9 protein-coding genes and 1 pseudogene are annotated in these 12933 nt (G+C 40.1%); all 10 read left to right on the top strand.

Translation table 11 applies throughout. The features are described 5' to 3' along the window. Positions 1 to 489: 489 nt before the first annotated feature. Entirely contained in the window at positions 490 to 2151 is a 1662-nt protein-coding gene (locus tag ACESOD_RS04470) for a ribonuclease J (protein WP_373094246.1), read from the top strand. A 65-nt stretch (positions 2152 to 2216) separates the two neighbouring features. After that, complete coding sequence (locus ACESOD_RS04475; protein WP_373094248.1) at positions 2217 to 2996, top strand: alpha/beta hydrolase; 780 nt, start codon at positions 2217 to 2219, stop codon at positions 2994 to 2996. Between the two features lie 130 nt (positions 2997 to 3126). Continuing rightward, complete coding sequence (locus tag ACESOD_RS04480; RefSeq protein ID WP_373094250.1) at positions 3127 to 4347, top strand: aminoacyltransferase; 1221 nt, start codon at positions 3127 to 3129, stop codon at positions 4345 to 4347. Between the two features lie 4 nt (positions 4348 to 4351). Then, positions 4352 to 5519: pseudogene (locus tag ACESOD_RS04485) on the top strand (peptidoglycan bridge formation glycyltransferase FemA/FemB family protein). Positions 5520 to 5638: 119 nt separating this feature from the next. After that, positions 5639 to 6340 (top strand): M57 family metalloprotease, encoded by a 702-nt coding sequence (locus tag ACESOD_RS04490; protein WP_373094251.1) that lies wholly within the window; start codon positions 5639 to 5641, stop codon positions 6338 to 6340. Between the two features lie 68 nt (positions 6341 to 6408). Then, positions 6409 to 8235: an excinuclease ABC subunit UvrC gene (uvrC, locus tag ACESOD_RS04495; RefSeq protein ID WP_373094253.1), complete on the top strand. Its 1827-nt coding sequence runs from the start codon at positions 6409 to 6411 to the stop codon at positions 8233 to 8235. Positions 8236 to 8303: 68 nt separating this feature from the next. Continuing rightward, positions 8304 to 9254: a 16S rRNA (cytosine(1402)-N(4))-methyltransferase RsmH gene (gene rsmH / locus ACESOD_RS04500; RefSeq protein ID WP_000159438.1), complete on the top strand. Its 951-nt coding sequence runs from the start codon at positions 8304 to 8306 to the stop codon at positions 9252 to 9254. 9 nt (positions 9255 to 9263) lie between these two features. Next, positions 9264 to 9581: a cell division protein FtsL gene (gene ftsL, locus ACESOD_RS04505; RefSeq protein WP_373094254.1), complete on the top strand. Its 318-nt coding sequence runs from the start codon at positions 9264 to 9266 to the stop codon at positions 9579 to 9581. Between the two features lie 3 nt (positions 9582 to 9584). Then, positions 9585 to 11840: a penicillin-binding protein PBP2X gene (gene pbp2x, locus ACESOD_RS04510; RefSeq protein WP_373094256.1), complete on the top strand. Its 2256-nt coding sequence runs from the start codon at positions 9585 to 9587 to the stop codon at positions 11838 to 11840. Between the two features lies 1 nt (position 11841). Then, positions 11842 to 12822: a phospho-N-acetylmuramoyl-pentapeptide-transferase gene (mraY, locus tag ACESOD_RS04515; protein WP_000908759.1), complete on the top strand. Its 981-nt coding sequence runs from the start codon at positions 11842 to 11844 to the stop codon at positions 12820 to 12822. Positions 12823 to 12933: the final 111 nt, after the last annotated feature.

The raw sequence follows: 12933 nt of genomic DNA on the forward strand, positions 1-12933 counted from the left end.
AAAATGGAGAAAGAAGTGGAAAAGAAATTCCTGATAGATTATAAACCCTAACAGGGGAAAGGATTGAAGTGAGTTTATCTTTGTTCAGGGGATGCTTTTGGATATGTATGATTTTTGGAACAAGAGATAAAGTTGCTTGCCATGCTGATTTTTATTAGAAGCTTATGTCTAAAGGTGTGTGATATAAAGGTTGATGAGGGAGAGATGTTGGGAGCAAAGAGACCTGCTGTGGCCGAGAAGTACTTGTTAATCTTGTCGAAGTAGTTGAAGATTAGAGGTAATCTGACGGCTTAGTCGGAATTTAGCCATCTTGTAATTATAAGATAAAAACAGATGGTTGAAGTCGGATTATGTGTGAGATTCATTTTGAAAATTAGTAAAAAAATGGTATAATGAATGGAAAAGATTCGGCTGAAAGTGAATTGGACTTTCAGAAAAAGAGAGCATTTAAAGCTCTACAAACAGTTGAAGTGACTATTCGGAGGAAAAATGAATACTATTAAATTAACAACACTTGGGGGTGTACGTGAAAATGGTAAGAACATGTACATCGCAGAAATTAACGATTCGATTTTTGTATTGGACGCAGGTTTGAAATATCCTGAAAATGAACAGTTGGGTGTCGATGTCGTTATTCCAAATATGGACTATTTGTTTGAAAATAGCGACCGTATTGCTGGGGTTTTCTTAACACACGGGCATGCGGATGCGATTGGCGCCCTTCCTTATCTCTTGGCAGAAGCTAAGGTTCCTGTATTTGGTTCAGAGTTGACCATCGAACTGGCTAAACTCTTTGTTAAGGGAAATGACAGCGTCAAGAAATTTGATGATTTCCATGTGATTGATGAAAATACAGAGATTGATTTTGGTGGAACGATAGTGTCCTTTTTCCGTACAACCCACTCTATCCCAGAAAGTTTGGGTGTGGTTTTGAAAACATCTGAAGGCAACATCGTCTATACAGGAGATTTCAAGTTTGACCAAACAGCTAGTGAATCTTATGCCACTGACTTTGGACGTTTAGCCGAAATTGGTCGTGAAGGAGTCCTGGCTCTTCTAAGTGATTCTGCGAATGCAGATAGCAATATCCAAGTAGCCAGTGAAAATGAAGTTGGTGTAGAAATCACGCAAACCATCTCTGACTGGGATGGACGCATCATTGTTGCTGCAGTTGCAAGTAACCTTTCTCGTATTCAGCAGGTTTTTGACGCAGCTGCGGAGACAGGACGTCGTGTTGTCTTGACAGGATTCGATATTGAAAATATCGTCCGTACAGCTATTCGTCTGAAAAAATTGTCTCTAGCAAGTGAAAATCTTTTGATTAAGCCAAAAGATATGTCTCGTTTTGAAGATCATGAGTTGATCATTCTTGAAACTGGACGTATGGGTGAACCCATTAACGGCCTACGCAAGATGTCTATTGGTCGTCACCGTTATGTTGAAATCAAAGAAGGTGACCTAGTTTATATCGTTACAACACCATCAATCGCCAAGGAAGCAGTGATGGCACGTGTAGAAAATATGGTTTACCAAGCAGGTGGAATTGTCAAACCAATTACTCATAGCTTGCGTGTGTCAGGACATGGGAATGCGCGTGATTTGCAATTGATGATCAATCTCTTGCAACCTCAGTATCTTTTCCCGATCCAAGGAGAATACCGTGAGTTGGATGCCCATGCTAAGGCTGCTATGGCAGTTGGTATGCTACCAGAACGTATTTTTATCCCTAAAAAAGGGACTACTATGTCTTACGAGCATGGGGACTTTGTTCCATCTGGTGCAGTTACAGCAGGCGATGTTTTGATTGACGGAAATGCCATTGGGGATGTTGGGAATGTCGTTCTTCGTGACCGTAAGGTCTTGTCAGAAGATGGGATTTTCATCGTGGCTATCACTGTTAACCGTCGTGAGAAAAAAATCATTGCTAAAGCTCGAGTGCACACGCGTGGATTTGTCTATCTCAAGAAGAGCCGTGATATCTTGCGCGAAAGTACAGAGTTAGTCAATCAAACAGTAGAAGACTATCTACAAGGTGAAGAGTTTGATTGGGCAGAGCTCAAAGGTAAGGTACGTGATAATTTGGCCAAGTTCCTCTTTGACCAAACCAAGCGTCGTCCAGCTATCTTACCAGTAGTCATGGAAGCAAAATAGGATCAAATAGCAAGAGAAAGTCGAGTTTCGGCTTTTTCTTATCTTAAACGAATAAGGAGCAAGTTATGGCAGTAATGAAGATTGAGTATTACTCAGAAGTTTTAGATATGGAGTGGGGAGTGAATGTTCTCTACCCTGATGCGTCTCGGGTTGAGGAGCCAGATTCTACGGATATTCCTGTTCTTTATCTCCTTCATGGGATGTCCGGGAATCACAACAGTTGGCTCAAGCGGACCAATGTAGAGCGCTTGGTGCGAGGGACTAATCTGATTGTTGTCATGTCTAGTACAAGTAACGGTTGGTATACAGATACTCAGTATGGCTATAACTACTATACAGCTCTAGCAGAAGAACTGCCTAAAGTGCTCAAACGTTTCTTCCCTAATATGTCTAGCAAGCGTGAAAAAACTTTTATCGCTGGCCTTTCAATGGGAGGCTACGGTTCCTTCAAGTTGGCTTTGTCAACCAATCGTTTCTCACACGCAGCTAGTTTTTCTGGTGCTCTTAGTTTCGAAGAGTTTTCTCCAGAAAGTCAAAATCTTGGAACGCTTGCTTACTGGCGAGGAGTTTTTGGCAAGCTTGATAACTGGGAAACTAGTCCTTATTCACTTGAAACCCTTGCAAAAAAGTCAGACAAGAAGACCAAGCTTTGGGTTTGGTGTGGCGAGCAAGATTTCTTGTATGCTGCCAATAACCTAGCGGTGAAGAACCTCAAAAGGCTTGGTTTTGATGTGACCTATAGCCATAGTGCAGGAACTCATGAATGGTATTATTGGGAAAAACAATTGGAACGGTTTTTGGCTACACTGCCGATTGATTTTGTTTTGGAAGAGAGATTGAGCTAGTTTTTTATCGATAAAATAATATAGACTATTTCTCTAAGGTTAAAAATGAAAATGAGAGTTTATTTTCACTAGACTTTTTAATTGAAAGTAGTAAAATAGTAATGAGATACTAGGTGAAAGAGAGTGAGATATGTATCGTTATCAAATTGGTATTTCTTCGTTAGAGCATGATCGATTTATCGAACAACATGAGTTGGTCAATATTTTACAAAGCAGTGCCTGGGAAAAAGTTAAATCTGATTGGAATCATGAGAGACTTGGTGTTTATGAAGGGGAGAAATTACTGGCTGTGGCAAGTATTCTCATAAAGTCTCTGCCTTTGGGGTATAAAATGTTTTATATCCCAAGAGGACCTATATTGGATTATGGGGATACGGAACTCTTGAGTTTTGTCGTTCAGTCCATTAAGTCTTATGCTCGCAGTAAGAGAGCTATTTTTGTGATTTTTGATCCAAGTATTTGCCTGTCTCAAAGTTTAATTAATCAGGAAAAAACAGAATTTCCTGGAAATTTGGCTATTATTGATAGTTTGCAACAAATGGGAGTAAGGTGGTCAGGAAAAACAGAGGATATGGGAGACACCATTCAACCTCGTATTCAGGCGAAAATATACAAGGAAAATTTTGAAGAAGATAAACTTTCAAAGTCAACAAAACAGGCTATTCGAACAGCACGGAATAAGGGGGTAGAGATTCAATTTGGTGGAACTGAATTATTGGAGTCTTTTTCCTTTTTGATGAAAAAAACCGAGAAGCGAAAAGAGATTCATTTGAGGAATGAAGCCTATTATAAAAAGTTGTTAGATAATTTTAAGGACAAGGCCTACATCACCTTGGCAACCTTGGATGTCTCTAAACGTTCGCAAGAATTAGAAGAACAGTTGGCGAAAAACAGAACCTTGGAAGAGACCTTTACTGAGTCGACTCGAACTTCAAAAGTAGAAGCGCAAAAGAAGGAAAAAGAACGTTTGTTAGAGGAATTGACTTTCTTGCAGGAATATATGGATGCAGGTCAAGCAAGAGTTCCCTTGGCGGCTACCTTGACTTTAGAATTCGGACAAACTTCTGTCAATCTATACGCAGGAATGAATGAAGATTTTAGACGTTATAAAGCTCCTATTTTGACTTGGTATGAGACAGCTCGATATTCCTTTGAACGTGGCATTTTATGGCAAAATTTAGGAGGCGTCGAGAATGCTTTAGATGGTGGACTCTATCGTTTTAAAGCTAATTTTAATCCAACGATTGAAGAATACTTGGGTGAATTTACAATGCCCACTCATCCTCTCTATCCCCTGTTAAGACTTGCTCTTGATTTCCGTAAAATATTAAGAAAAAAACATAGAAAGTAAGTATATGGCACTAATTACACTCACGAAAGAAGAGTTTCGTACTTATTCTAATCAGGTTTCTTCTCGTTCCTTTATGCAATCTGTCCAGATGGGGGACTTATTAGAAAAAAGAGGAGCTCAAATTGTTTATCTTGCTTTTTGAAACAAGAAGGAGAAATTCAAGTTGCAGCTCTGGTTTATAACTTGTCCATGCTAGGTGGTCTGCATATGGAGCTCAATTCGGGTCCGATTTATACCCAAAAAGCTGCCCTTCCAGTTTTTTATGAGGGACTAAAAGAATATGCCAAGCAAAATGGTGTATTAGAGTTGCTTGTAAAACCTTATGAAACTTATCAAACTTTTGATAGTGAAGGTAATCCAATAGATACTGAGAAAAAAATATCATTCAAGGTTTAACTGATTTAGGTTATCAATTTGATGACTTGCCAACAGGTTACCCTAATGGCGAGTTTTTTTGGCATTTTATCAAAGATTTGGAGGGTTACGATGAGAAATCTTTGCTGAAATCCTTTAATAAAAACAGTATTCGAAATATTCAATCAGCATATGATTTTAATCTGATTGTAAGAAATATAGAACGAGATGAAATTTCGAAATTCAAACAAATTATTGAAGAAACAGGAAAAAGACAAGGGTTTAAGGATAAGAATTTAGATTATTACTGTAAATTGTATGATACTTTTGAGGACAAGGCGGCTTTTCTAATTGCTGAAGTGAATCCTAAAAAATCAATCGAAGCTCTCGATGTGAAGCAGGCTGGTCTTGATGAAAAGTCAAAGCAATTTAAACAGCAATATCAAGCTTTACAAAAGAAAAAAGATCTTTTGAGGAACTTGGATAGTGAATCTGACAACATTGCTTTAGCTTGTGCTTTAATCATTTACACAAATACGGAAGCAACATATTTGTTTGGAGGCTCATTTACAGAGTATCAGAAGTTTTCTGCTCCGTTTTTGCTTCAATATCATGCAATGAAGCAGGCCCTGGAAAGAAAAATTGACAAATACAACTTCCTAGGTATTCAAGGGATTTTTGATGGAAGTGATGGCATATTACGATTTAAGCAGAACTTTAATGGTTATATTGTGAGAAAGGCAGGAACTTTCCGATATTATCCAAATCCAATCAAGTTTAAGTGTTTACAATTTTTGAAAAAAATAATCGGAAGATAAGTGAACAAAGTGGTTTTAGTTTTCTTTTAGCTTACTAAAGTAAAATAAGGAATCTATCTTTAGAATGGGAATCCATGGTTTAAAGGTGGATTCTTATTTTTTTAGAAAGGCGGGAAATCATGTTCTGGATTATACGTGTTCTATGTCGATTGTTACTAGAAATTTGGCGCATGTTCTGGCGCCTTGTGTGGACTCTTGTAGTCTTAATTCTCATTGCTTTAGGGATTCTCTGGTATGTGACAGGGGATTTATCTGGTGTCTTCAATCAAGCGGGACAACTAGTTCAAGTTGGTCAAGCAGGTTGGCATCAATGGCAAGAAACTGGTAAGTTGCAAGGCTTGTCTCAGACTGATCATCATCAAGATTCAGGAGTAAAATGGTCCCAAGCACAGGCGACGATTTATATTGATCCTCAAATGGATGCAACCTTTCAAAAGGCTTACGTTGAGGCTATTACCAATTGGAATCAGACCGGCGCTTTTAATTTTGTAGTTGTGACAGAACCTGACCAAGCAACTATTTTTGCGACTGAAATGAATGATGGTTCGACAGCTGTAGCAGGTGAGGCGGAGAGTCAGACAAACCTCCTAACCAAACAATTCATTTCAGTGACCGTTCGCCTGAATCATTATTATTTATCTAATCAAAACTATGGCTATACCTACGACCGCATCTTGCATACAGCAGAGCATGAGCTAGGGCATGCCATTGGTTTGGAACATACCAATGAAGTTTCGGTCATGCAGCCAGCGGGGTCATACTATGGTATTCAGGCTCAAGATGTTCAAGCAGTTCAGAAACTTTACGGCTCTGGAGAATAAGTGTTTTTAAGCTCAAATAGGACTTCTTGATGTCAGCAATGGTAAGGAGTTTTTGCTATAATGGAACTATGAATAACTTGATCAAATCAAAACTGGAGCTCTTGCCAACTAGTCCAGGTTGTTACATCCACAAAGACAAGAATGGGACCATCATCTATGTGGGGAAGGCTAAAAATCTGCGTAATCGTGTACGGTCCTATTTCCGTGGAAGTCATGATACCAAGACAGAAGCCTTAGTATCTGAAATTGTGGATTTTGAGTTTATCGTTACGGAGTCCAATATTGAGGCTCTCCTTCTGGAGATTAACCTCATCAAGGAAAACAAGCCCAAGTACAATATTATGCTCAAGGACGACAAGTCCTATCCTTTCATCAAAATTACCAATGAGCGCTATCCTCGACTGATTATTACTCGTCAGGTCAAAAAAGACGGAGGACTCTATTTTGGACCCTATCCGGATGTGGGCGCAGCCAATGAAATTAAACGACTTCTGGATCGGATTTTCCCTTTTCGCAAGTGTACTAATCCACCATCGAAGGTTTGTTTTTATTACCATATCGGGCAGTGCGTGGCTCACACCATTTGTAAAAAAGATGAGGCTTATTTCAAAGCCATGGCTCAAGAAGTCTCTGATTTTCTAAAGGGTCAAGATGATAAAATCATCGATGACCTCAAGGAAAAGATGAATGTGGCAGCTCAGAGTATGGAATTTGAACGTGCAGCTGAATATCGAGATCTGATTCAGGCCATTGGAACCCTTCGGACCAAGCAACGAGTTATGGCCAAGGATCTCCAAAATCGCGATGTCTTTGGCTATTATGTAGATAAGGGGTGGATGTGCGTCCAGGTATTCTTTGTCCGCCAAGGTAAGCTCATTGAGCGTGATGTCAACCTTTTTCCTTACTACAATGATCCAGATGAAGATTTCCTGACTTACGTTGGGCAGTTTTATCAAGAAAAATCTCATCTGGTTCCCAATGAAATTTTGATTCCTCAGGATATTGATGAAGAGGCAGTCAAAGCCTTGGTGGATACCAAGGTTCTCAAACCCCAACGTGGGGAGAAAAAACAATTGGTCAATCTAGCTATCAAAAATGCGCGTGTTAGTTTAGAGCAGAAATTTAACCTACTAGAAAAATCAGTTGAGAAGACACAAGGGGCTATTGAAAATCTAGGGCGACTTTTACAAATTCCAACCCCAGTTCGCATCGAGTCCTTTGACAATTCCAATATCATGGGGACTAGTCCAGTTTCTGCCATGGTTGTTTTTGTCAATGGGAAACCGAGCAAGAAGGATTACCGCAAGTACAAGATAAAAACAGTTGTAGGTCCAGATGACTATGCTAGTATGCGAGAGGTTATCTGCAGACGCTATGGGCGAGTTCAACGTGATGGCTTGACACCGCCAGATTTGATCGTCATTGATGGGGGACAAGGTCAAGTTAATATTGCCAAGCAGGTTATTCAAGAAGAGTTGGGGTTGGATATTCCTATCGCAGGGCTTCAAAAGAATGACAAGCACCAAACCCATGAATTGCTTTTTGGAGATCCGCTTGAGGTGGTAGAGCTGTCTCGTAATTCTCAGGAATTTTTCCTCTTGCAACGCATCCAAGATGAGGTCCATCGCTTTGCAATCACCTTCCACCGACAACTCCGTTCGAAAAATTCCTTCTCCTCTCAATTGGATGGAATTGAAGGCCTGGGTCCAAAACGCAAGCAGAACTTGATGAAATATTTCAAATCTCTGACAAAAATCAAGGAAGCCAGCGTGGATGAAATTGTGGAAGTTGGGATACCAAGAGCAGTAGCAGAATCTGTTCACCAACACTTGAATCCTCAAGAACGAGTAGAACTAGCTCAGGTAGCTGAGTCGCCTGCTGAATACAAGGGCTAAAGTAGTAAGGAAAGGTTTTTGCTTTAGCGAGTGCAAGCTAGTCAGAATTGTGGTAAAATAGATAAGATATGACTAAAGAATTTCATCATGTAACGGTCATGCTCCATGAAACTATTGATATGCTTGATGTGAAACCTGACGGTATTTACGTTGATGCGACCTTGGGAGGAGCAGGCCATAGCGAGTATTTATTAAGTAAACTAAGTGAAAAGGGGCATCTCTATGCCTTTGACCAGGACCAGAATGCCATTGATAATGCGCAAAAACGTCTGGCGCCTTATATCGAAAAAGGAATGGTCACCTTTATCAAGGACAACTTCCGTCATTTGCAGCTACGTTTGCAGGAAGCAGGTGTAGAAGAGATTGATGGTATTTGTTATGACTTGGGAGTTTCTAGCCCGCAGTTGGATCAGCGTGAGCGTGGTTTTTCTTATAAAAAGGATGCGCCACTGGATATGCGGATGAACCAGGAAGCTAGTTTGACCGCTTATGAGGTTGTCAATCACTATGACTATCATGACTTGGTACGAATCTTTTTCAAATATGGAGAAGACAAGTTTTCCAAGCAGATCGCTCGGAAGATTGAACAGGCGCGTGAGTTGAAACCGATTGAGACAACGACTGAATTAGCAGAGATTATCAAGTCTGCTAAGCCTGCCAAGGAACTCAAGAAAAAAGGTCATCCGGCCAAGCAAATTTTCCAAGCCATCCGTATTGAGGTCAATGATGAATTAGGAGCTGCAGATGAGTCCATCCAACAAGCTATGGAATTACTAGCAGTGGACGGAAGAATCTCAGTCATTACCTTTCATTCACTGGAAGATCGCTTGACCAAGCAATTGTTCAAGGAAGCTTCGACGGTAGAGGTTCCAAAAGGCTTGCCATTCATCCCGGATGATCTCAAGCCCAAGATGGAATTAGTCTCTCGCAAACCGATTCTACCAAGCAAGGAGGAGTTGGAGGCCAATAATCGTTCCCACTCAGCCAAGCTACGAGTAGCTCGAAAAATTCACAAGTAAGGGGATAAAATGGTAGAAAAAAGAGAAACGACGAGCCAATTACTGCAAGCTCGTATCAAGAGATTTTCACGTGTTGAAAAGGGCTTTTACCTTTCAATTGCCATCACAGCCCTTGTCTTAGCAATTAGTGTAGTCTATATGCAGACAAAACTTTTTCAGGTCCAGAGTGATTTGACAAGAGTCAATGCACAAATTGAAGAAAAGAAGACAGAGCTGGATGATGCTAAGCAAGAAGTCAATGAATTGATCCGTTCAGAGCGTCTGACAGGAATTGCGGATTCGCAAGAACTAAAATTAAATAATGAAAATATCCGATCGGCGGAGTAGTATATGAAAACCTGGAAAGAAAAAATAATACACTTTGCCATTAAGAATCGCAAATCTCCCCTTGAAAACCGCAGACGAGTTGGAAAGAGCCTCAGTCTCATAGCCGTCTTTCTCTTTGCAGTTTTTTTGGTTAACTTTGCGGTGATTATTGGTACGGGGAAGAAGTTTGGCGTTGACTTGGTCAAAGAAGCAAGTAAGGTTCACCAAACAACTCTGACAGTTCCTGCTAAGAGGGGGACCATTTATGATCGTAATGGAACTCCCATAGCAGAAGATGCGACCTCTTATAATGTTTATGCTGTAATAGATAAAGAATATAAGTCCGCTAATGGTGATGTTCTTTATGTAGAAGAATCTCAGTACAACAAAGTGGCAGAAATTTTTCATAAATACTTAGATATGGAGGAGACTTACGTCAAAAATCAACTCTCTCAACCAAATCTCAAACAGGTTTCTTTTGGTGCTAAAGGGAATGGGATTACCTATGCTAATATGATGTCCATTAAACAGGACTTAGAATCTGCTAAGGTTGAGGGTATTAATTTTACGACTAGTCCAAATCGAAGTTATCCAAATGGGAAATTTGCCTCATCCTTTATTGGTTTAGCACAGTTACATGAAAATGAAGATGGCACGAAAAGTCTAATTGGGACATCTGGTATCGAGAGTTCCTTAAATAGTTTATTGGCAGGGACAGATGGTATTATTACATACGAAAAAGACCGTCTAGGTAATATTGTTCCTGGTACAGAACAAGTCACCCAACAGACCGTAAACGGGAAAGACGTCTATACGACCCTATCTAGTCCTTTGCAGTCCTTTATGGAAAGTCAAATGGATGCCTTCCAAGGAAAACTAAAAGGCAAGTACATGACTGCGACCTTGGTTAGCGCCAAGACAGGAGAAATTCTGGCCACGACTCAAAGGCCGACCTTTGATGCTGATACCAAAGAAGGGATTACAGAGGACTTTGTCTGGCGTGATATCCTTTACCAAAGTAACTATGAACCAGGTTCAACCATGAAGGTCATGACCTTAGCAGCAGCTATAGATAACAACACCTTCCCTGGTGGAGAATACTTCAATAGTAGTGAATTAAAGGTTGCTGATGCGACTATCAGAGACTGGGATGTTAATGATGGCTTATCAGCTGGGAGTATAATGACATACTTGCAAGGTTTTGCTCACTCCAGTAATGTTGGAATGAGTCTTCTTGAACAAAAAATGGGAGATACTACTTGGTTGGATTATCTAAACCGCTTTAAATTTGGGGTCCCAACTCGTTTTGGTATGCCTGATGAGTATGCGGGACAACTACCTGCAGATAACGTTGTTAATATTGCCATGAGTGCATTTGGTCAAGGGATTTCTGTTACCCAAACCCAAATGCTCCGCGCTTTTACTGCCATTGCTAATGATGGGGTTATGCTAGAGCCTAAGTTTATCAGTGCCCTTTATGATCCTAATGATCAGACAGTGCGGAAGTCTAAAAAGGAAATTGTAGGTAATCCTGTATCAAAAGAAGCGGCTAGTCTGACTCGAGAAAATATGATTTTGGTTGGTACAGATCCCGTTTATGGTACAATGTACAATCAACTTACCGGTAAACCAATCGTTACTGTACCTGGTCAGACTGTTTCTGTAAAATCAGGAACTGCCCAGATTGCTGACGAACAAAAAGGGGGATACTTAAAGGGAGTCACCAACTATATCTACTCAGTAGTTTCGATGAATCCGAGTGAAAATCCTGATTTTATCCTTTATGTGACAGTTCAACAACCAGAACATTTTTCTTCAGTACAACTAGGAGAATTTTCTAACCCGATTCTGGAGCGAGCTTCAGCTATGAAGGAGACGCTCAATCTTCAATCTACGGCTAAGAATTTGGACCAAGTGACAACTACAACTAGTTATGCCATGCCTAGCATTAAGGACTCTAGCCCTGGAGATTTAGCTGAAGAACTCCGTCGTAACCTTGTACAACCAATTGTTATCGGTTCGGGAACAAAAATCAAAGAAAGTTCTGTAGCAGAAGGAACCAATCTAGATGCCAATCAGCAAATTTTACTCCTTTCAGATAAGGTAGAAGAGATGCCTGACTTATATGGATGGTCTAAGAAAAATGTTGAAACCTTTGCCAAATGGCTGAATCTTGAAGTTGAGTTTGAAGGTACAGGAGAAACTGTTAAAAAGCAAAGTGTTCGTTCTAATACAGCTTTAAAAGATTTACAGAAAATAAAAATAACATTAGGAGATTAGAATGCTTATTTCTATCTTTGCTGGAGTGATTGCCTTTATTCTAACAGTCATAGGAATTCCAGCCTTTATCCGTTTTTACCACAAAGCACAGATTACCGGTCAACAGATGCATGAGGATGTCAAACAACACCAAGCAAAAGCTGGGACACCAACAATGGGAGGACTCGTCTTTCTCCTAGCAGGAGTTTTAGTTAGTCTGGTCCTTGCTCTCGTGACTAATCAATTAACCAATAATGTCGGAATGATCCTCTTTATCCTGGTCTTATATGGTTTGGTCGGTTTCTTGGATGATTTCCTCAAGGTTTTCCGCAAAATCAATGAAGGACTTAATCCTAAACAGAAGCTCTTGCTTCAGTTAGTCGGAGGAGTTATTTTCTATTTCTTCTATGAAAGAGGAGGAGATATCTTAAATGTATTTGGTTATCCCTTGCATTTAGGTGTTCTGTATATTCTCTTTGCCCTCTTCTGGTTAGTTGGTTTCTCAAATGCAGTTAACCTGACTGACGGAATCGATGGCTTGGCAAGTATTTCTGTGGTGATTAGCCTATCTGCCTATGGAGTCATTGCCTATGTGCAAAATCAGCTTGATATCTTACTAGTGATTGTAGCTATGATTGGTGGTCTTCTTGGCTTCTTTGTCTTTAACCACAAGCCTGCTAAAGTTTTCATGGGAGATGTAGGTAGCCTAGCCCTTGGAGGGATGTTAGCGGCTATTTCCATGGCACTGCACCAAGAATGGACGCTGCTTTTGATTGGTCTAGTGTATGTTTTTGAAACAACATCTGTTATGATGCAAGTCACCTACTTTAAGTTGACTGGAGGAAAACGTATCTTCCGTATGACACCAGTTCACCACCATTTTGAGTTGGGGGGCTTTTCTGGGAAAGGCCAAGCTTGGAGTGAGTGGAAGGTCGACTTCTTCTTCTGGGGAGTGGGCTTACTCGCTAGTCTCTTGACTTTGGCTTTCATGTATTTGTTCTGAAAATAGAATATTGATTATAAGAGAGAAGGATTAAGTTCCTTCTCTTTTCTATTTCCATCAGTTTATTGCATCTCCTTCTCAAAAATAGGTAAATTTATGGTAAAATGGAAA

Source organism: Streptococcus oralis (assembly GCF_964238205.1).
In the GTDB taxonomy this organism is placed as follows: Bacteria; Bacillota; Bacilli; order Lactobacillales; family Streptococcaceae; genus Streptococcus; species Streptococcus oralis_CZ.

Bases quoted from the DNA above. Each gene is read 5' to 3' on its own strand.
- ACESOD_RS04490 (WP_373094251.1), top strand. From the start codon at position 5,639: ATGTTCTGGATTATACGTGTTCTATGTCGATTGTTACTAGAAATTTGG.
- ftsL (WP_373094254.1), top strand. From the start codon at position 9,264: ATGGTAGAAAAAAGAGAAACGACGAGCCAATTACTGCAAGCTCGTATC.
- ACESOD_RS04470 (WP_373094246.1), top strand. From the start codon at position 490: ATGAATACTATTAAATTAACAACACTTGGGGGTGTACGTGAAAATGGT.
- rsmH (WP_000159438.1), top strand. From the start codon at position 8,304: ATGACTAAAGAATTTCATCATGTAACGGTCATGCTCCATGAAACTATT.
- ACESOD_RS04475 (WP_373094248.1), top strand. From the start codon at position 2,217: ATGGCAGTAATGAAGATTGAGTATTACTCAGAAGTTTTAGATATGGAG.
- mraY (WP_000908759.1), top strand. From the start codon at position 11,842: ATGCTTATTTCTATCTTTGCTGGAGTGATTGCCTTTATTCTAACAGTC.
- ACESOD_RS04480 (WP_373094250.1), top strand. From the start codon at position 3,127: ATGTATCGTTATCAAATTGGTATTTCTTCGTTAGAGCATGATCGATTT.
- uvrC (WP_373094253.1), top strand. From the start codon at position 6,409: ATGAATAACTTGATCAAATCAAAACTGGAGCTCTTGCCAACTAGTCCA.
- pbp2x (WP_373094256.1), top strand. From the start codon at position 9,585: ATGAAAACCTGGAAAGAAAAAATAATACACTTTGCCATTAAGAATCGC.